This is a genomic window from Cyanothece sp. BG0011 (assembly GCF_003013815.1).
In the GTDB taxonomy this organism is placed as follows: Bacteria; Cyanobacteriota; Cyanobacteriia; order Cyanobacteriales; family Microcystaceae; genus Crocosphaera.
Genome location: NZ_PRLH01000095.1, coordinates 20,911 through 41,556, shown reverse-complemented (window position 1 = coordinate 41,556; position 20,646 = coordinate 20,911). Strand labels below are relative to the sequence as shown.

Annotated in this window: 14 protein-coding genes and 1 pseudogene; 5 read left to right on the top strand and 10 right to left on the bottom strand. The window is 39.9% G+C overall.

The window, feature by feature from the left end:
• The first annotated feature begins 20 nt into the window (after window positions 1–20).
• The 3 genes from C4E06_RS12155 (at window position 21) to C4E06_RS12145 (ending at window position 3,186) form a co-directional block, all read left to right on the top strand.
• Entirely contained in the window at window positions 21–1,166 is a 1,146-nt protein-coding gene (locus tag C4E06_RS12155; RefSeq protein WP_107668307.1) for a hypothetical protein, read from the top strand.
• 21 nt (window positions 1,167–1,187) lie between these two features.
• Entirely contained in the window at window positions 1,188–2,180 is a 993-nt protein-coding gene (locus C4E06_RS12150) for a pentapeptide repeat-containing protein (protein WP_107668306.1), read from the top strand.
• A 229-nt stretch (window positions 2,181–2,409) separates the two neighbouring features.
• The gene (locus C4E06_RS12145; RefSeq protein WP_107668305.1) at window positions 2,410–3,186 is read left to right on the top strand and encodes a hypothetical protein; all 777 of its coding nucleotides are present in this window, start codon (window positions 2,410–2,412) and stop codon (window positions 3,184–3,186) included.
• A gap of 299 nt (window positions 3,187–3,485) precedes the next feature.
• Here C4E06_RS12145 and gyrA read toward each other — a convergent pair whose 3' ends face one another.
• The 8 genes and pseudogenes from gyrA to mutS all read right to left on the bottom strand — a co-directional run bounded on the left by gyrA (window position 3,486) and on the right by mutS (window position 14,278).
• The gene (gene gyrA, locus C4E06_RS12140; RefSeq protein ID WP_107668304.1) at window positions 3,486–6,074 is read right to left on the bottom strand and encodes a DNA topoisomerase (ATP-hydrolyzing) subunit A; all 2,589 of its coding nucleotides are present in this window, start codon (window positions 6,072–6,074) and stop codon (window positions 3,486–3,488) included.
• Between the two features lie 200 nt (window positions 6,075–6,274).
• Window positions 6,275–6,748: a TspO/MBR family protein gene (locus tag C4E06_RS12135; RefSeq protein WP_107668303.1), complete on the bottom strand. Its 474-nt coding sequence runs from the start codon at window positions 6,746–6,748 to the stop codon at window positions 6,275–6,277.
• Entirely contained in the window at window positions 6,690–7,511 is an 822-nt protein-coding gene (locus C4E06_RS12130) for a pentapeptide repeat-containing protein (protein ID WP_107668302.1), read from the bottom strand. The genes C4E06_RS12135 and C4E06_RS12130 overlap by 59 nt, the downstream gene beginning before the upstream one ends.
• Window positions 7,512–7,718: 207 nt before the next feature.
• Window positions 7,719–8,078, bottom strand: coding sequence for a phosphomannose isomerase type II C-terminal cupin domain (locus tag C4E06_RS12125; protein WP_107668301.1), 360 nt, complete (start codon window positions 8,076–8,078; stop codon window positions 7,719–7,721).
• A gap of 16 nt (window positions 8,079–8,094) precedes the next feature.
• Window positions 8,095–9,293, bottom strand: a pseudogene (locus C4E06_RS29550) (ATP-binding protein).
• 263 nt (window positions 9,294–9,556) lie between these two features.
• Window positions 9,557–10,795 (bottom strand): permease, encoded by a 1,239-nt coding sequence (locus C4E06_RS12115; RefSeq protein WP_107668300.1) that lies wholly within the window; start codon window positions 10,793–10,795, stop codon window positions 9,557–9,559.
• Between the two features lie 192 nt (window positions 10,796–10,987).
• Window positions 10,988–11,617, bottom strand: coding sequence for a class I SAM-dependent methyltransferase (locus C4E06_RS12110; RefSeq protein ID WP_107668299.1), 630 nt, complete (start codon window positions 11,615–11,617; stop codon window positions 10,988–10,990).
• Window positions 11,618–11,623: 6 nt separating this feature from the next.
• Entirely contained in the window at window positions 11,624–14,278 is a 2,655-nt protein-coding gene (gene mutS / locus C4E06_RS12105; protein WP_107668298.1) for a DNA mismatch repair protein MutS, read from the bottom strand.
• Window positions 14,279–14,750: 472 nt separating this feature from the next.
• Here mutS and C4E06_RS12100 point away from each other — a divergent pair, with 472 nt between their 5' ends.
• Both C4E06_RS12100 and C4E06_RS12095 read left to right on the top strand, forming a co-directional pair.
• Window positions 14,751–17,660 (top strand): starch-binding protein, encoded by a 2,910-nt coding sequence (locus tag C4E06_RS12100; protein ID WP_107668297.1) that lies wholly within the window; start codon window positions 14,751–14,753, stop codon window positions 17,658–17,660.
• A 107-nt stretch (window positions 17,661–17,767) separates the two neighbouring features.
• Complete coding sequence (locus C4E06_RS12095; RefSeq protein ID WP_107668296.1) at window positions 17,768–18,064, top strand: DUF5132 domain-containing protein; 297 nt, start codon at window positions 17,768–17,770, stop codon at window positions 18,062–18,064.
• 133 nt (window positions 18,065–18,197) lie between these two features.
• Here C4E06_RS12095 and C4E06_RS12090 read toward each other — a convergent pair whose 3' ends face one another.
• Window positions 18,198–18,440 carry a hypothetical protein gene (locus tag C4E06_RS12090; protein WP_107668295.1) on the bottom strand — a complete coding sequence of 81 codons (243 nt, stop codon included), beginning with the start codon at window positions 18,438–18,440 and terminating at the stop codon, window positions 18,198–18,200.
• A 17-nt stretch (window positions 18,441–18,457) separates the two neighbouring features.
• Complete coding sequence (locus C4E06_RS12085; RefSeq protein ID WP_107668294.1) at window positions 18,458–20,578, bottom strand: heavy metal translocating P-type ATPase; 2,121 nt, start codon at window positions 20,576–20,578, stop codon at window positions 18,458–18,460.
• Window positions 20,579–20,646: the final 68 nt, after the last annotated feature.

Here is a 20,646-nt window from a genome sequence, read left to right as displayed (position 1 = left end):
TTTCTATTTAAGGGGTAATTATGCAATTATCATCTGATTTATTTTACCAAGCGGTTCACTATCTTGAACACCATCCCGAATCTATCAGAGTCAAAAAATTAATCTTTTGTATTTGTCAAAAAACCTGGCAAAACGATCTCAATGTTCTCAATCGCTTGTCGATGGAAAGTTTAGTTAAAGAACTGATTACGCAACAAGAAACCCTTGAACAACTGACCCTTTCCTTATATAGATTAGTCAAAACTCTAAACCGTCCTAAAGTGTATGCTGGTGTGGCTAAAGCGATCGTTGAACAACTAGGACCGATTTATCGGGAACTCCATCGAGAAACCGAAGTCATCGAAGTGCCAACTAATCCGAAAGAAACTCAGGTTTCTGATAGTAGTGTTCTCATAGAACAAGCAGTGAGAAATTTATCCAATCATCCTGAAACCGCTAGAATTCATAAATTAATTTATGCTATTACTAAAAACAGTTGGGAAAATGATTTAAACCGAATTAAAAATTATGGGTTAAACAACTTAATCATGGAAACCCTAGAAATTTATCCAGATTATAATGCCCTTAAACAAGCCTTTATCCAATTAGTTAACAATATTAATAAAAAGAATTTATATCTTGCCATTGCTAAAGTGATTCTCAATCAAATGGGTGGCTTATACGATAATTTACAACAAGAAGATATGCTCTCTTCTGACAGTTCTAATAGCTACAGTACCCAAATTATTTCCATTAATAGTAGTGACAACTATCAAAATATGCAACCCTCTCCGGCTTCAGCCTTTGAAACCTCTGTGATTGATATCACCTCAGAACAGATGGTAACTGAGTTAAAACAGGTACAAGCCACTCCAGCGCCCTCTCCTGCTAAACCTAAGTATGATATTTTTGAGATTCGCTTAGAAATTATGCAATATACCAATCCATTACGCGCTAAAATATTGCTATTCTCCCTACTCTTTCATCCTTGGGATCGTAGTGGACAAGATTGGTCAACCTTGAGAAGTTATACCCTCGATGATCTTCTAGAGCAGATTCTTCAGAGTGGTCGTTCGATTACCGAGATTGAAGGAAAACTCTACAACATGGCCAAATCTCTTAATGATCCCGATTCTCATCTGCAAACTGCCAGTACCGTCGTTGAAGCCATAAAACCTTTTGTATAATATTGTTGCCATTTCGCCTCTATGAAACCCAGTGAACTAATTGAGCGTTATTCTGCCGGAGAAACCTTATTTAATGGCTTAAAACTGCCAGGAATTAACTTGTTAGGGGCAGATTTAATCGGCATTACCCTTAATGAAGCAGACTTACATGGGGCTAATCTTTTGTTCTCCTATTTTAACCGCGCTAATTTAACCCAGGCGAATCTGGTGGGAGCGAATTTAAGTGGGGCTAATTTCTCTCAAGCGGACCTCAGTGGGGCAGATTTACGTAATGCTACCCTTCATGGAACGTTACTACAAGGAGCGAATTTAAGGGATACGGATATTACCTTAGCGACTTTTCTCGATGCCAACTTAATCGCGGCTGATCTACGAGGAGCAGATTTAAGTGGGGCAACCCTTACCGGTGCTTGTCTGAGAGGGGCAAATATGCGCCAAGAAAAGAAGAGTTACTATACTAACCTCCAAGCTGCTAATTTAGCTAGGGCAGACTTACAAGGGGCTAATATGAAGGGGGTTGATTTGAGTCGGGCTAATTTAGTGGGGGCCAATCTCAAAGAAGTGAATTTGAGGGATGCTGATTTACGCAAAGCAGACTTAACTAATGCTAACCTCAAAGGGGCGTTACTGACAGATACTAACCTAACCGGGGCAAAGTTAAACGGGGCAAATCTTACCAACACGAATCTAGTTAGGGCGCAATTATCTCAAGCGGAGTTGAGTGATGTCATGGCTAGAGGGGCAATCATGACGCACGCTGTGTTCAACCGTGCTAATCTTCATCAAGCCAATTTAACGTTAACACGGATGAACCACGCTGATTTAAGTCGGGCAAATTTATCAGGGGCGAATTTAACGGATGCTGACTTAGTAGAGGCATTTTTTGCACGGGCAAATCTCATGGGGGCTAATATGAGTAATGCTAATTTAACCAGGGCAGAGTTAATGAGTGCTAACTTGGCGGGTGTTATTTTACGGGGTGCAACGATGCCAGATGGGAAAGTTCATCGTTGAATGAAGTCAGAGGGTAATTTAAGGAAAAAGATCGTTAGGACGCTGAAAATAAGTAACTGTTTAGTTTTTTATTATTGTTGATTTTTTTAACAATTCTTATTATAAGATAAGCAATAATTGAACAAAAAATTAATTTATTCTTGATTCAAAAGAGCTAGAATCAAAGTGTAAATCGAGGTCTTTTGGTTTAAGTTTGTCGATTAACGAATCGATAAAGGAGGGGTCGGTAATGGTTAGACAATTTAATGGAGTAGACAAAAAACAACAGATCGAATCTGATAAAAAGCTTGACACAATACTTGCGCTTGTCTCTAAAGAGAAATCATTAACCACTAAAATTTTAGAATTTTCAGAGAAGCTAGTTATTCCTCTTTTGTTGTTACTTCTGTCTGGTATCACCGGTTTGGCTGGTTACCAAGTTTCGACAGCCCAAAATAAACTGACTGATGCTCAATTGGAGTTAGCAAGAGTTCAACGAAGAGAAAATTTACAAACTAAATATGTTGAACTGTTCTATCAAGAGATTACCAGTCAGGATATACAGAAACAAAAAAACGCTGTCTCTTTCTTGGAGATGATGTCTCCTCATGTAGATGAACCTATCATGATTCTTATTTGGGCGAAGAATAAGGTTCAACCAGAAGTTAAATCAGAAATAGAAACAGCTATACAAAATATACGAAACCTATATCCACAAGCCAATATGGTGAGTGAATATAAAATCCAAATTTTCTATAATGGGGAAAGGACTGAACAAAAAACAATCGCTTTTGAGATTAAAGAGGCGTTAAGGGAGAGTAGTGTTACATCAGTCATTGAAGTTAAACCACAGCGTGATAGAGCATCTTCTGATCAGATTCGATATTATCCTCAAAATGAGGGAGATGTAGCAAATGCCCTGCAAACTATATTAGCACGAACCTATCCTGAACGTCATTTCAAACTACAAACAGTTTATACTCCATCTCCAGGATCTATCTCAATTTTTCTCAAAACAGATAGTTAGCTTAAAATACTGATTGAACGATATGCTCAATATGGTTGAGCAATCGGCAATACGTGATCTTGCAAAATTGAAGTGGTGGGTTGCGGTGTGTATAAAAACTATAGCCCTACGCATTAAGTTTAGGACATTTCCCAACTCTGAAACCCTTTTACAGCTTACCATTGCCACCCCCTCTAACTCCCCCTTTTGTGAGGGGGAGAACCCTTGCCCATTCCCTATTCCCCAGTGCGTAGCACTATAATTAGTTATTAATTAAAAAATAAAGCCCACACCTAACCCACCCTACAGCAGATTATTGTTTACTCACTAACCACTTCGACTGCTTCTGCTTCCCCCTCTTCTTCGTCGGTTTCAGGTGCCGGGGGAACTAATGCAACGGCTGCGATCGCATCATCACTATCTAACCGTTGTACTCGAACCCCGGTAGCAGCGCGAGACTGCATAGAAATAGCATCGACAGCTTGACGAATAATAATCCCTCGGTTAGACACAATCATTAATTCATCCTCTGCATTGACCACATGAAGGGAGGCTAAACAATCGGTTTTTGACTTAAACTTGATCGCCCGAACCCCCATTCCGGCCCGTCGTTGCAGACGAAACTGGGAAATAGGAACCCGTTTACCATAACCCCCATTAGTAATAGCTAAGATCCAAGGGCCACCGGTGGTTTCTTCTTCGCTTAACTCTTCAGTTTCATTCTCTAAAACGTCTTCGTCTTCGGCTGCATCCCCTATCCCTGCGGTGACTTGTGCCGGCAACACATCCATACTAATTAATTCGTCCCCTTTCTTCAATTTCATGGCTTTTACGCCTCTAGTTGCCCGTCCCAGGGGTCGCAGTTGTTGGTGATCGGCGTGGAAATGGATCGCCATCCCTTTACGGGTTCCGAGGATAATACTATCTTCTTCTCTGGTGAGTCTTACCCATCGCAGTTGGTCCCCTTCACCGAGGGAAATGGCAATTAACCCATTGGTCCGAATATTACTAAAGGCGGAAAGGGCGGTTTTTTTGATGTAACCTTTATGAGTTAACATCACGAGAAAAACGTCTTCTGTGAACTCACTAACGGCGACGATGGAGGTTATTTTCTCATCCTTGGGGATGGGTAACATTTGAACGATGGGAATGCCTCTGGCGGTTCTGGAGGAGGATGGGATCTGATAAGCATTCACGGCATAGACAACCCCGCGATCGCTGAAAAAGAGAACTTGATCGTGGTCGCAACAGGTTAAAAAGTGTTCAACCACATCGTCGTCTTTAATTTTGGCGGCTGCTTTTCCTCTGGTGGCCCGTTGTTGTGCCTCAAAGGTACTCACGGGCATCCGTTTGATGTAACCTTGTTCGGTGAGGAGGATAATGGCTTGTTCGTTGGCAATGAGGTCAGTATCAACAATTTCTCCGTCATCGTGAACAATTTCGGTGCGTCGAGGGGTGGCATGAATGCTCTTGATCTGGCTTAATTCTTCTTCAATAATGGCTTCGATGCGTTCCCGTCTGGCTAAAATGTCTTGTAAATCGGCAATTTTTAGCTGTAATTCTTCGTGTTCGGCGTGTATTTTCTCTGCTTCTAGGGCGGTTAAGCGACGGAGTTGCATTTGTAGAATAGCGTCTGCTTGAACTGGGGAGAGGCCAAACTCTTGGACTAATTCTTCTTTTGCGCTGCTGCTATCGGCTGCCCTGCGAATAAGTTGAATGACGGCATCGAGGTTATCGAGGGCGATGAGTAACCCTTGTAAGAGGTGATCTCTTTCTTCTGCTTTGCGGAGTTCGTATTGAGTACGACGGGTGATGGTTTCAACTCTAAAGTCAAGGAAAACCTGTAAGAACTCTTTTATGGTTAGGAGTTGGGGTTCTCCGTTGACGAGGGCTAACATATTGGCCCCGAAGTTGCCTTGTACGGGGGTTTGTTTATAGATATTGTTGAGGACGACTCTGGGGTAAGCGTCTCGTTTGAGTTCTATTACCACTCGCATTCCGTCGCGATCGCTTTCGTCTCTGATGTCAGAAATGCCATCAATGCGTTTTTCGTTCACTAAGTCGGCGATGCGTTCAATTAAGGCTGCTTTGTTGGTTTGATAGGGAAGTTGAGTGATAATGATGGCTTCGCGATCGGGCCGGCCCCGTTGTTCGATGGTTTCGATTTGGGCCACACCGCGCATGGTAATCGAACCCCGTCCGGTCATGTATGCGTCGTGGATACCGGATCGCCCTAAGATTTGTCCGCCGGTGGGAAAGTCTGGCCCGGGGATAATCTTAATGAGTTCTTTTTCGCTTAACTCTGGGTTATGAATGAGGGCAATGGTTCCGTCTATTAATTCTCCGAGGTTATGGGGAGGAATATTGGTGGCCATACCGACGGCGATACCAGAGGAACCGTTGAGGAGTAACTGAGGGACTCTGGCCGGTAAGACAATGGGTTCTTGTTGGGACCCGTCGAAGTTATCAGCGAAGTCAACGGTGTCGGCTTCGATGTCTCTGAGTAGGGCGTTGGTTGATAATGCTTGCAGACGACATTCCGTGTAACGCATGGCTGCCGGGGGATCGTTATCTACCGATCCAAAGTTTCCGTGGCCTTCGATCAGAGGACTCCGCATGGAAAAGTCTTGGGCCATCCGAACTAGGGCATCGTATACGGCTGTGTCGCCGTGGGGGTGATATTTACCTAACACTTCCCCGACGACACGGGCGCATTTTCTAAAGGGGCGATCGGGAGTTAAACCCAGTTCATACATGGCGTAGAGAATGCGACGATGCACAGGTTTTAAACCATCCCTAGCATCGGGTAATGCTCGTCCCACAATAACGCTCATGGCGTATTCTAAATATGAACGGGACATTTCATTACTCAAGTCTGTGGGGATAATTCTATCTTGAGGGATGGTCATAAGTCTCTTAACTCCGTTAACAGGGACAGTTTAAAGGACAATTGCCTTAAAAATTGACAAAAAAGCTTAATATTAATGTCAATGGTTTTAAATAAGTTATTCTTTCTTATTTTAACACAAAAAGAACCGCCAATGAGACTATATAAGAAGTGGGAAATTCTCAATTTTTAATTCTTAATTCTTAGTTTTTTAATTCTTAATTATTTATCTAAAGGATTGAGTGAAATCATATCCCAGGTAACATAAGTTCCTATGGGACTCCATAATAAGTAAGGTAATAATAAAAAGACTGATTCTTGTGAGATTGGCCAGACTAAAACAGCGAGAATTAACCCCCAAAAGAAACCGGTTGCACCGATAATTGTTCCTACTTGTAAGCTCCGCAGTTTACACATAACAGGGGTATAGGCCATGATCAATATTTCTAATAATAAATACCCTGCCATTAATAACCAGGTTTCAGTTTTTCCTGGTTGTTTTATCCAAAGTTGATAAGCTGAATAAACCCCACAAATAAATACGAATATCCAAATGAAAGGAATTGCCCATTCAAAGGTTAACCATTGGGGACGACGAAGACGGTTAAACCAACCATAATCACCTTTAAAAATTGTGTTAATTGAAACGGCGACTAAGAGAGTAATGCTTGCGATGATTAATAGGGGAGAAATCATATATTCCCTGAACTGAACATCCTTTTAAAGAAATGGCTCCGTTTTCCATCATTGTACCACAGAAATTGACTTGGTCTAAAATGGCATAAGTTGACTTTGATTCTTTTAAATTTGAACCGGCTAAATTGGCTCCTTTTAGGTTAGCATATTTCAAATTACTCTGTTGTAAGTTAGCTTCTATTAATTGGGCTTTCACTAACCAAGCTCCTTCTAAATCACTTTGTTTGAGGTTGGCTTTCTTCAGGTTAGTATGATTTAATAAAGTGGGTAATTCTTTATAGGTTGATAAATCAGCTTTTTCTAAGTTAGCTCCTTCTAAGTTGGCATGAGATAGCTTACTTCCTGTTAGTAAAGCTTTGTATAAGTTAGCATTTTTTATAATACTTTTATTGAGATTAGTATTGATGAGATTAGCTTCTTTTAAGATAGCTTCTTCTAAATTACTGTTAGATAGATTAGCTTCAAATAAATTAGCTTTGGTTAGATTCGCTTGTTTTAATTGAGCGTCTGTTAACCTTGTTTGCTGTAGATTCGCATTTTTTAGATTGGCTTTATTTAAGTTAGTTTCGTGGAGATTAGCGTGTTTCAAATTCGCTTTTTCTAAGTTCACGCCTTCTAAATCTAACTGTTGTAAATCTGCATTTTCTAAATCACAACCGATACATTCCCGTGAGATTAATAATCTCTGTGTTAGGTCAGGTTTAGAGCCATTGATGAATAACAAAACCAGGGTTAACAGAAGTATGCTCACTAAGATTTTCATCTTCATTCCTCCTGTTTCCTCGTTCTTCAGTTGGCTGGTAGCTGTGGCTATATTCTTAACCCTAACTCCCCTTTTTCATTCTATCGAATATTTGGCCATATAATAACAAAAATCCAGATTATTTTAAGACTTTTCACTAAAAATATGAGTTATTCCTGACAACATTATTATACCATCTTTACTGATGAATGTGTCTGAGTGATTGCTTTATTCTTCTGTAAAACGAATAATATCATCGTCCCCTAAATACTCTCCATTTTGAACTTCAATCATCACTAAAGGGATAACCCCAGGATTTTCAACTCGGTGACGAGTATTCATGGGAACATAGGTCGATTCTTTTTGTTTTAAAAGATGTTCTTCCCCATTAAAAATAACTTTAGCGGTTCCTGAAACGACTATCCAATGTTCACTACGATGATAGTGCATTTGGGTACTGATATGTTGTCCGGGATTAACTTCAATGCGATTAATGCGATAACGGGGGCCTTCTTCTAACATAGTCACCCTTCCCCAAGGAGGAGTGCGAGTAAATTCGCTAGGATGAGAATCTTTTTGTGTACTCATAATACCCAACTCATAACTATATTTGTTCGATACTTTTTTCTATTTTACTCATAACTGGTTGCTGTCGGGGTAAAATAACTGTAAAGGTTGTCCCTTTGTTTAACTGACTGTCTACAAAGATATCTCCTTGGTAAGCGTCTACACATTTACGAACAATGGACAAACCTAATCCGGTTCCTGAAATATTTTCTACATTATCAGCGCGATAAAAGCTTTCAAAAAGATGTTTTTGTGATGCTTGAGAAATACCAATTCCTTGGTCTTCAATGCGAAAAGTCACTATTTTTTCATCAGCAATAATATCAAAAAAAATCTGGCCCCCTTGAGGAGAATATTTAAGGGCATTATTTAATAAATTATGTAAAATATGCCAAAGTAATTTAGCATCCCATAATTCTTCTTCAAACTTTCCTTTAAATTGAGTCACAATTTGGTTTTTATCTTCAAAAGAAAGGTGTAAAGAATGAAGAATTTTTTGACAAAATTCCTTAAGATTAAGCTGCTCAAAGTTAGGTTTTAATTTTCCCGAATCAGCTTTTCCTAATAACAAAACTTCGTTCAGTAGTTGATTCATGTCTTGAACCGCTTGGCGAATCATCTGAAAATAGGATAATTGCTGCTCTCTGGTTAATTGGTCGTGACTATCCTCTAATAATCCTGTTGATAATAAAATTGTATTGAGAGGATTGCGAAAATCATGGGAGAGGATAGAAACGAATTCAGATTTTAGTTGGTTTAATTCTTGTGCTTTTAATAATTGAATCGTTCTTTCTTCCACTCTTTTTTTCTAGGTCTTGATTAGCTTTTTTTTAATTGCTTTTCCATCTGTTTACGTTCAATGGCATAACAAATGGAACGAACTAAAATATCTAAGGTGATGTGGCGTTTAACGAGATAATCTTGCGCTCCTTTTCTAACTGCTTCTAAGGCCAATTCTTCATCATTCATATTGGTTAAAACCACAATAGGAATATGAGAATTATGATTAATAATCGGGGACAAAGAATCTAGACCTTGACTATCGGGTAAGGTCAAATCGAGTAATATGATGTCAAATGTGTGGGTTTCTAGCTGCTTTAGAGCGTCTTTTAGCCGTTTTTCATGGACTAACTGAAATTCTTGCCTTGTTGCCCCTTTTAGCACTTCTTGCAACAGTCTCGCTTCTGCTAGATTATCCTCAATTAACAAGACCTTGATGACATTGGTTAGACCCATAATAATCTTGTCCTGCTTTGCTGTCTATTTCTAGAGTAGCGCGATTTTGCCCTAATATAGCGGTTTTCAATGAAGTGTATCAATATTCTAATTAAGTGGGACGTGGGGAACTTCTGAACCGGGGTGACAAACACCTTTTTTGTACTGCTATGGCCAGTTTAAATGAGTTGTGAAAATTTTCCGTTCTCCGTTCCCCGTTCCGGAATTCCCTGTTCATTCTTCTCAACAAGTAGGTTCATGATTGCAATAGACTAGCTATATAACTAAACCATCGCAATTAACCCCCCAGCTAACCAGATAAAAGAAAAAATAGCTAACCAAAAAACTAATTTTTCTATAATTCCTTTTTTACCACCATTACTATTATCTTTATGACTATGCTCTTGTTGTTTCTTCTTACTTTTTCCGCCAAAGTTTAACCAAGCTAAATATCCTGTTATGGCGATAAACACGAGATTTAACCAAAAGGTATAATCAATAGCAAATCGTTCGGTTTGGGCGACACTTTGACTATTACTACTATCAGGAAGTAAATTCAAAGCAGCAAAACCATAGTGCATGACGATTGAGGTTGCTACTAATGCCCCTAAAAAGACAGCAACAATATATAAGGCTAGTTTCCAACCGTAATATTTAGCATTTACTCGTATTACAGGAAACACCACTAAATCACTGAAAATAAAAGCCATTACCCCGGCAAAACTAACCCCGTTACTGTATAAAATAGAGGCTAAGGGGATATTTCCCATTGAACCAATAAAAGTAAAAAAGGCTGCCACTGGACCGATAATGGTATGTTCTAAAATGGAGAAAAATCCCGGATTATTACCAGCATTAATAAACAGGGTTTGGAAAAAAGATTGAGGAACAAACGCAGCAATAATTCCCGCTATCGTAAAACCAAAGGTAACATCTTTCCATACCATACCCCATTCCATAAAATACTTTTTAGCAACTTTTTTCCATGCTTGTTTACTTTGTATTTTTTCTTTCCAGTTGGGTGTATCCGTATCGCTTTTTTCTTCTCCTTCTGTGTCGTTTAATTTTCTTCGTACGTTTCTAATTAATTTTTTGGGACGAGTTAATCTGACAATTTCCCAAGTAAAAAGAATTAATAAAACACCCCCTACATATTCCCCGACAACAAATTGCCATCCTAAAAAGATAGCAATAATAAATCCTAATTCAATGACTAAATTAGTTGATGCTAATAAAAAAGCTAAAGAAGGAATAAAACCAGCACCTTTTTTAAATAAAGATTTAGTGGTTGCTAACGCAGCAAAGCTACAAGAACTTGAAATAAAGCCGAAAAACGTACCTAAAGCAATACTCTTTTTTCCTGCTTTTCCCATGGTTTTTTGCATTCTTTCACGGGTTACAAAAACTTGAATGGCACTACTGACAATATAACCTAAAATAAATGCCCATAATGCTTTCCAGAAAAAACTTAAAGAGGTTAAAACCGCCTCACTATACAAGTTTAAGAATTGTTCATAATTCATAAGTTAGATTATATTGTTTCAGTCAATATAATCTTAAAATTAACAGGTTTAATATAACTTTTCATCTAACTAAAGGGTGATTTTTGTCAAAATGGGGCTTATTCTTTAGTAAGCTGATGCAGTTTCCATCCTACTAATTAAATTTGATTAAGTATTGTCCGCCGATGCACTGCCCACCTGACTAAGAAATTACTAAGAAAACTTAGGGGTTACTGTAAATACCATTAAACCCCAAACCCAACTAAAACTAAATTTAGTATTGTCAATAATTGTTAATTCTGTAGAGGCTAAAAATTGACTTAATTCTGCTTGACTATAACAATTTTTATGACTAGGATCAAATAGTTTTAAAATTAAGTCACAAATTTTCATGGTTAAATAATCTCGACACCAATCTAATATTATAATTTGACCATTGGGTTTAACCAGTCGCTTCATTTCCATTAACGCAATGATGGGATTATCAAAATAATGAAACGCATTGGCACAAATAACATAATCAAACTTATGACTTTCAAAGGGTAAAGCAGTCACCGAACTTTGATAGAACTTAACTTGATCATAACCTTGACATTTCTGCTTAGCTATGGTTAACATTTCTGAGGAAATATCAACCCCAATAATCTCTAAATGAGGATTATCTTGAAGTAACATTTCTGCAAAAATTCCTGTCCCACAAGCCACGTCTAAGATGGTAGAAGTAGAAGAAATATTTACCCAATTTTTCAGAAAGGATAAACTATTATGATGATAATTTTGCCAGCGTTTATCATAGTTTTTAGCAAGTTTATTATATTGAGAGTGGATAGTGTTTTCATTCATAGGAGTTTAAAAATCATCAAAAATATCTAATTGCTCGATTAAGTCAGCTTTATTATTTTTGTTTTTATTAGGATTAACTTGACTAATTCCTTCTCGTAATCCCAGGGCAATTTTACTATGAGTTTCTATTTGATTCATCACTTGTTTTGCTCGACTAATAACAGAAGTCGGCAACCCGGCTAATCTTCCGGCTTCAATGCCATAGGATTTATCAGCCCCACCCGGTCTAACTTGGTGTAAAAAGACAATTTCATGGGGTAATTCTTGCACTGTAACTTGATAATTAGCCACATTAGAAAGAATAGAAGCCAGTTCATTTAATTCATGATAATGAGTCGCAAAAATCGTTCTCCCTTGTACTTCTGTTGCTAAGTATTCCGCCACTGCCCAAGCAATAGAAAGTCCGTCAAACGTTGCCGTTCCTCGGCCAATTTCGTCTAATAAAATTAAGGATTTTTCAGTAGCATGATTTAAAATATTAGCCGTTTCATTCATTTCTACCATAAATGTTGATTGTCCCGTGGCTAAATCATCTACTGCACCTACACGTGTAAAAATGCGATCGCTAATGCCTAATTTTGCTTCTGTAGCAGGGACAAAACTACCGGTTTGGGCCATTAATTGAATGAGGCCAACTTGTCTTAAATAACAGCTTTTTCCACTGGCATTGGGACCCGTTAAAATGATTAAATCAGGGCTAGTTTCTTGTTGATTATCCCCCATATTAGTGGAGTTAGGCACAAATAAACCAAACCCTAAAGATTGTTCGACCACAGGGTGTCTACCGTCTGTGATTTCTATTAAGCGACTGTCCAAAATTTCGGGGCGACAATAACCTTGAAATACGGCAATTTCCCCTAACCCTGATAACACATCAATAGCAGCCACTGCTTTAGCAATTTTACGAATTTCTTGAGCTTTTTCTGCTACTTTTAAACGCAATTCTACAAAAATTTCGTACTCTAATTTATTGAGATCATCTTGTGCGGTTAAAATACGGGTTTCTCGTTCTTTTAACTCAGGGGTAATATAGCGTTCTTCGTTGGTTAATGTTTGTTTTCTAACGTAATTATCGGGTGCTTGGGCCGCTTTACTTCGAGGCATACTTAAATAGTAGCCGAAGGTCTTATTATACCCAACTTTTAAGTTAGAAACTCCTGTCCTTTCTCTCTCTGTAATTTCTAAATTAGCTAACCATTGACGGTCATCTTCTAGCCGTTTTCGCATGGTGTCTAAATCAGCATTAATTCCGTCTCGAATAACACCGCCATCTTTTAAATGTAAGGGGGGAGACTCCACTAAATGATCGATCACATATTGACCTAATTTTTCTAAATCTGGGGGAAGATTTTGTAAGGCTTTCAAATAAGCAGATTCACCTTGTAACGCTAATTCTGCTAACTCTTTTAACCTAACCAATGATTCTGCTAAAGACAATAAATCCCTAGCATTAGCTGTTCCTGCCCCCACTCTGCCGCTAATTCTTTCTAAGTCGTAAATACTGCGTAATAACTGTCTAATATCTTGCCGTAAAGTCGGATTATCAATTAACTCTTGTATGCTGTTTTGTCTGGCAACAATTCCCTTAATGCTGATTAAAGGTTCTAATAACCAACGGCGTAAAGCACGACCCCCCATTGCTGTGCAGGTGCGGTCTAACGCCCATAATAACGAACCATGAAAACTACCATCTCTGACGGTTTGAGTTATTTCTAAATTACGACGGGTTTGATAATCTAAAATCAGAAAGTCAACTTGATTATAAGTGCGTAATAATTGTAAGGGAACTTGATGAGCCTTTTGTGTATCTTCGATGTATTCTAATAACCCTCCGGCTGCTCGAATCGCCAGGGGTAAATGGTCACAACCCAACCCTTCTAAAGACCGAACACGAAAGTTAATTAATAGCTTACTTTTTGCCTCATTTAGAGTAAAAGGCGTTTGCGATCGCAGGGAATAACAAAAACAATCGGGTAAGACATCAGCTAAATATTGAGACTTCTCACCAGGGCGCAATAAACTGTTAATATCAGGGGCATTGGTAGGGATTAAAATCTCGGCTGGTTGTAGCCTCAATAACTCTAGATTGAGATTAGTTAATTCTTTTGATTGGGTAGTAAAAAATTCCCCCGTTGAAATGTCAGCATAAGCAAGTCCCCAGTGTTCCCCGGCAATGACAACCGCAGCTAAATAATTGTTCTGTTTTGCTGATAACATTCCCTCATCGGTTAGGGTTCCTGGAGTTAAAAGTTTAGTTATTTTTCGCTCTACCATTCGCCCTTGGGCTGCCGCTTGGGCCGAGTCTTCTACTTGGTCACAAATCGCCACAGCATAGCCTTTTTCTACTAATAAACGACTATAGCGGTCTAAAGCATGATGAGGAACCCCAGTCATGGCAACCCTACCGATTTCTTTTCCCCCTTCTTTGCTGGTTAACATTAACTCTAATTCTTGAGAAATGGTAACAGCATCTTGAAAAAAACATTCAAAAAAATCACCGACTCTATATAGTAATAAAGCGTTAGGATACTGTTGTTTGACTTTCACATAATGTTGATACATTGGGGTTAATTTCTTAACCTCAAGGGGACGATAATCAGTATGAGGAGATTTACTGGTAGCAATATTAGGATTAGGGTTTGATTCTGAATAACTGGACATTGATAATTAGTGGTTGGAAAGTAATGTTAAAGTTGAGATAAGCAGGGGAGAAGGGAGAGCCGGAGCAGGGAGAGAGTTAATAACTAATAACTTATTTATATTTCTTAAGATAATTCATTTGATTGATGTTTCAAGCCAGTCCATTATAAACTATGCCAGATAACTATAATTAGTAAAATACAAGAAAAATATTAAAAAGTATCATCTTATCTGTAGGGTGGGCAATACTCATTCAAGATAAAAAATTATCATGGTTCATATTAATATTGCCCACCGCAAGATAACCCCTGATGAATAAATACAGCCGTTTACGACTTAATAAAATACGGTGTAGGGGCATAATATATTATGCCCCTACCAATTTTTGTATTTGATTATTATCCTAGTCTCCTTAAAACATTGTAAGGGTGTCAAAAAGTAGAACAGCAACATGATAGGTTGAGCTTACAACAGCATAAGGGAAACCTCAACAATGGCCGATCTCCTCATCTACTTTAAGCGTCCTTCCTCTTGGGGACAAACCATTAATGTTTATTATTGGGACACCTATCCCTCTTCTAACTCAGTATCCTGGCCAGGGGTTCCCATGACAGCAGAAGCGGATGACTGGTATAGCTATCGCCTTTCAGGAGTAGATAGGGTCCGTTTCATCTTTAATGATGGCCAGGGACAACAAACGAGGGACTTACAACGAGAAGGAGACGGTTGGTACTTGAATAATAAATGGTACGATCGCCACCCTGACACCCCCATCACTCCCCTAGTGGTCCATTTTAAACGGCCCACCTCCTGGCAAAAAACCGTTAATATTTACTATTGGGATACCAGTCCCACTTCCCCCACCCTTGAATGGCCAGGGGTTCCCATGACAGCAGAGGGGAATGACTGGTATGGTTATCATTTCCCAGAAGTTGAAACAGCGAAGATTATCTTTAATGATGGCAGTGGGAAACAAACCGATAACTTAAGCAGAAATAGGGAAGGATGGTTTTTAAAGGATAACTGGTACGATCAAAACCCCCAACGGCCTGCCATTCCTGTGATTACCGCTATGCCAAAAGGGGCAACCTATCAAGAATCACAGCGTGTTACCCTCTCAAGTGACAACGAAGACGATGCTATCTACTATACAACCGATGGCACAACACCCAGTGTTCAATCAAACCTTTATGAGCAACCCATTTTAATCGAAACTAACACGACTTTGCGTTGTATTGGACGTAACGCATTGGGAGAAATGGGGGCTATTTTTGAATTTATTTATACCATTGATCCGAACGCAGACTTCAGAAAACCCACCATTACAGCGAGTGAAGACTCAGGCAACTATCAAGAAGCGATCGCCCCTCGTTTTACCATTACCGATCCCCGTGAAACCCCCATCATTGCTTACTATACCAACGATGGCACTGAACCCACCACCCACAGTAATATTTATGTTCAAGGAAACGCCATCAATGGGTTAACCGGGCCAAAAATGCTCCTAGACACCACCACTAATGTGAGATTTTTAATCATTGATGGTGCCGATAATGAAACCTATGCAGACTTTTACTACAGTGTTGGCAGTCAGATCGAACCGAGAGACTTTCGAGAAGAAACCATCTATTTTCTGATTACCACTCGCTTTTATGATGGTGATCCCAGTAATAACTTTTTCTGTCGCGATCGCATCAAGTTTAACGCAGCAGGAGAAGCAGAAGATCCTCACTGGAGAGGGGACTTTAAAGGATTAATTCAAAAATTAGACTATATCAAAGACTTAGGGTTTACCGCTATTTGGATCACCCCTCCTATCGAAAATAGAAGCGGTTTAGACTATCATGGTTATCACGGTTATGACTGGACCAAGATCGATCCCCGTTTAGAGTCTCCCGATGCCACCTATCAAGATTTAATCAATGAGGCCCATGCAAGAGGCATAAAAATCATACAAGATGTGGTGGTTAACCATTCCTGTCAATACGGTATCAGGGGCAAAGTGTGGATCGATCATCTTCCCATTAAATATTTTGTCCCCCAAGGATCACAACAGGGACAAGTTAACTATGGTCCCTATCAAGGCAACTTAGGCAACTATCAAAACGAGTTTAAAGAAGATAATGATAACCCGGTGGCCCCTGACTGGTTCAAAGAAAGACAAACTTCTGATGCTGAGGGAGTCGTCCCCTTAGTTGATCCCCTGACCGGGGAAACTGTTCCCAAAGAAGGGTATAACCCTAACCGCTTTTTTGGTATCGATGCCAATAATCTTGACCCCGAATGGTATCATCAAGACGGGTTTATGGCCGGGGGAGACTGGGAAAATGTTTCTATTCAGACTAAACATATGGCAGGGGATACCATTGACTTGGCCACGAGACGAGACAATGTCAAAGATTATCTGATCAATGCTATTTGTCAGTATTTAGACATGGGTGTGGACGCGCTACGCATCGATACCGTCAAGCACGTTGAGCGCAATAATTTATTAGAATATATCAATGCTTGGAAGGCCCATAAACCTGGTTTATTTGTGTTTGGGGAAAACCTGGTGAAAGGGACGGGATGGGGTGATTTATTCGGCGATGACAATGCACCCTCGTTTTTACGCCCTTGGTGGTACACTCGTTTAGGAGATGATCCCAAAGATCCGAACTCTGGGGGTGACTCTGGTTTCTCAGTGTTAGATTTTTCGCTGTTTTCTACCTTTCGGGATAATGTCAGTCGGGGCAGTTTTAATGGTATTGGGGCTATTTTAGCCAATGATTGGGTTTATGGGGATGCAACCACTTTAGTCACCTTTTTACAAAACCATGATGTCGGACCCGATAATGACTTTCGCTTTCGTTTCCAAGGTGAGACAGAATGGGCGGCGGCTACTTATAATTTATTGTGGACGATCAGAGGTATTCCTTGTCTCTATTTTGGGGAAGAAATCGAATTTATGAAAGGAAAACCCCAGGATATTATTGGTAATGATGATACCTTAGATGAAACGGGAAGGGCTTATTATGGTCCCCATCTCGAAAAAGATACCATTCAAACCACCCAAAGTCATCCTCTTTATCAACATATTCAACGGTTAAACCTCATTCGTAGTCGTATTCCGGCACTACAAAAAGGGGCCATGAGTCAGGTGAATGAGTGGGGAAATGCCATGAGTTTTGTCAGAGAAGATGCAGGGAGTAATAGTTATGTTGCGGTGGGGTTAACCATTGGCAGCGACCAACAAATTACTATTAATAATGTCAAAAATGGGACTTATTCTGATGCAGTAACCGGTAAAAAGATCGAGGTAAATAGTAATACCCTTTCTTTTATGGTTCAGGCTAATTCAGCCGGTATTTATGTGTTAAATGGAGAGGGAAAAATAGGCGAAAATGGGGGCTATTTAACTTAAGTTAGTTTCTGTTGATAGTGGTATAATACAAGTAGTGGAAGACCTAGAGAATCTAAGGCAGTCCTAAGTTTTCCCCCCATAGCTAATTGATTGATGAGGAAGAAAAAATGTTAGAAACCCTAAAAAAAGCCTATCAAAATAATCCTAATCGAACCATAGCCATTGGACTGGGGGCCTTAGTGATCACGCCTGTGGTTCTTCCCTTACTCAAACCGGTGGCCAAGGCAACGGTCAAAACCGGCGTTGTTCTCTACGAAAAAACAAAAGGAACCTTTGCTGAAGCCGGAGAGGTTATGGCGGATCTCGTGGCAGAGGCGAAAGCAGAAGTCATTGCAGAACAAGCACAAAAGGCATCCCTACCCGCTTCTCAGTCTGAAAGCTACAACGAAAGCTCCATAAGTTGAGTTAGCAGTTAGGAGGTCGGGGTTCGGAGTTGAAGTATTAAACAGAGGCCGATGGCCTCTGTTTAATTATTAGGGTTATGGTAGGGGTCAACGGCCGTTGACCCCTACAGTAATCTATAGCTACACTGTCGAGTTACTTTTGAGATTTGGTATTAGAAGGGGTTTCTAGGGTTTGGGGAGAAAGGGATAAACCTGTTTTAATAATAGACTTGAGAACGGGCCGTCCAAATTTAACGGCGACAGGGAGGGCAAGGGTTCCCAGCAAAATTGCCCCTAAACCCAACACCCCAGAAGAATCACCCTTGTGATGATGATCTTCGATGATTTCTTTAACGTGGAAAGTTAATACAGATTTATCCCAGTGTATCGGTGACATGATTTCGATCTCCTATGTTAGTTGCTTTCGAGTTTATGTTGAACCAAAGGACGTAAACTATTCAAGCCAGCCACGATCGCAGTTCCATTATGAACCAGGGTGGCTAACAATGGGTTAAGGCCGACAGTGGTGGCTAACCCCAAGGCTGCTATATTCGGGGCAACCACCATTAAAGTATTTTGGGTGATTAACTGTTTTGTTTGTTGGGCAATGGAAATGGCCTCTAATAAGTCGTTTAAGTCGTTATTCATCAACACCACATCTGCGGTTTCCCTGGCAATATCGGAACCGTTTTCAAAGGAAATGGACACATCTGCATAGGCTAAGGCCACCGAATCATTGAGGCCATCCCCGACAAAAGCGACGGTTTTACCGCTATGATGCAAGTTTTGAACAATTTTTGCCTTATCTTCGGGGAATGCCTCTGCATGAACCTGAGAAGGGGGGATATTTAACTGTTTTCCTACCTCTGTCGCCCGTTTTTGGTGATCCCCTGTGAGCAGATGCACTTCCATTCCGTAGTCTCGTTGCAAGGAATGGATCAATTTGGCACTTTGGGGACGCAGGGGATCACTATAATAGAGAATGCCCTGAAACACCCCATCACAGGCCACATACACAGGGGACAACCCCGCATTTTTTTGTTGAGTGACTGTTTCAATAACCGTCACGCCTTTACTGGTTAATAACTTCTCACTCCCCACTAAAACCGTTTGTCCGTCGATGGTGGCTACCATGCCTAACCCCACCTCATAATCCCAAGATTGACGGGGTAAGATGTCTATGTTTCGTTTGGTAGCATAATGGGCGATGGCTTCGGCGACGGGGTGAGTAATACGTTGTTCGGCTGATGCGGCCAGTTGCAGGAGTTTATTTTGGTCTAACCCTTGGTCCACGGTTTCGATGTGAACAATTTCAATATTTCCTTGGGTTAAGGTTCCCGTTTTATCGAAGACAATGGTATCAATTTCTGATAAGAGTTCTAAGGTGCGACCACTCCGCACTAAAATGCCATGACGGGTGGTATGATTTAAGGCACCTAAAAAGGCAGTGGGCATAGAAACGCGAATCCCCGTAACAAAATCTAAAGTCAGAATAGAAGCCACTCGACTGGGATCTCTAGTAACCGTTAAAATAATGGCTGATAATAATAATGAGGGCATAATTAACTGTTCAGCTAAGTTCGCGGCATAGTTCGCCATTCGAGTGTCGTGAACTGGAGCTTTATCTAGTAATTCAAAGCTGGCTGCTGCACGGGTATTGTGTCCAATACGTTCGGATTTAATGCGTATTTCTCCTGATCTTACCAAGGTTGAAGCATAAACATAGGTATCTTTTTCGGCAACAATGGGCATTGATTCCCCGGTTAATTGTTGTTGATCAATAGTGGCATTTCCTTTAATCACAATGCCATCCACTGGTATTTTTTCCCCTGGATAAACAACAACAATTTCATCAATTTCTACGGTATGACTTTCAACCGAAACAATGGTTTCGTTTCGTTCTACCCAGGCAAAATTGCCAATGGTATCTAATAAATTGCTGGTTTTCGTTTCAGTGGAACGGGCGGTTTTTTCCCTAATAATATCGCCGAGTTCATGGAGAGTAATAACTAAAGATGGGGTGACTATTTTCCCTTGTAAACCGCTAAACACTAAAGCTAAGGTGTCGATACAATCAATATTCAGTTTTTGCTGATTAACAACACTATCATAAGCCCTTTGTACCACAGGAAACGCAGCCCGCAGTAACATTAAAATCGCGATCAATCTTAAACCGGGTAGTTTGATTTTGAGGGCAGTTAAGGAGAAAAGGGTGGCTAACCCTGGATAGGTTAGACTCGACCATTCCTCTAGCTTTTTACTGTTATTACTATCTTCTTTTGGGCGAACCCCGTTAGTGGTTTCTGCTTGGTTAATACTCAAAAGAATCTGATAATGAATATTGATATTTCTATTTTTTTCATAATGAATAATAACAGAAGCTGACCAACAATTTAAACGTACCTTTTTTATCCCCTTTACTGTTATCAAATGTTCCTTAAGAAGTTTAGCAAAGGATTGATCATAACTTAAACGATGTATTCTAACCCTTACTCTTCCAGGGACTTGATGAATCATCAAAGGTAGGGATTTCATTTCATTTTTTATCCTTATAGTTTTGAGGGTTTCCTCGTTGTCTTTTTGTATTTTTAATGATTATGAAT

Coding starts and splice junctions, on each gene's coding strand:
- C4E06_RS12155 (WP_107668307.1), top strand. CDS start 21: ATGCAATTATCATCTGATTTATTTTACCAAGCGGTTCACTATCTTGAA.
- C4E06_RS12150 (WP_107668306.1), top strand. CDS start 1,188: ATGAAACCCAGTGAACTAATTGAGCGTTATTCTGCCGGAGAAACCTTA.
- C4E06_RS12145 (WP_107668305.1), top strand. CDS start 2,410: ATGGTTAGACAATTTAATGGAGTAGACAAAAAACAACAGATCGAATCT.
- gyrA (WP_107668304.1), bottom strand. CDS start 6,074: ATGACCATCCCTCAAGATAGAATTATCCCCACAGACTTGAGTAATGAA.
- C4E06_RS12135 (WP_107668303.1), bottom strand. CDS start 6,748: ATGATTTCTCCCCTATTAATCATCGCAAGCATTACTCTCTTAGTCGCC.
- C4E06_RS12130 (WP_107668302.1), bottom strand. CDS start 7,511: ATGAAAATCTTAGTGAGCATACTTCTGTTAACCCTGGTTTTGTTATTC.
- C4E06_RS12125 (WP_107668301.1), bottom strand. CDS start 8,078: ATGAGTACACAAAAAGATTCTCATCCTAGCGAATTTACTCGCACTCCT.
- C4E06_RS12115 (WP_107668300.1), bottom strand. CDS start 10,795: ATGAATTATGAACAATTCTTAAACTTGTATAGTGAGGCGGTTTTAACC.
- C4E06_RS12110 (WP_107668299.1), bottom strand. CDS start 11,617: ATGAATGAAAACACTATCCACTCTCAATATAATAAACTTGCTAAAAAC.
- mutS (WP_107668298.1), bottom strand. CDS start 14,278: ATGTCCAGTTATTCAGAATCAAACCCTAATCCTAATATTGCTACCAGT.
- C4E06_RS12100 (WP_107668297.1), top strand. CDS start 14,751: ATGGCCGATCTCCTCATCTACTTTAAGCGTCCTTCCTCTTGGGGACAA.
- C4E06_RS12095 (WP_107668296.1), top strand. CDS start 17,768: ATGTTAGAAACCCTAAAAAAAGCCTATCAAAATAATCCTAATCGAACC.
- C4E06_RS12090 (WP_107668295.1), bottom strand. CDS start 18,440: ATGTCACCGATACACTGGGATAAATCTGTATTAACTTTCCACGTTAAA.
- C4E06_RS12085 (WP_107668294.1), bottom strand. CDS start 20,578: ATGAAATCCCTACCTTTGATGATTCATCAAGTCCCTGGAAGAGTAAGG.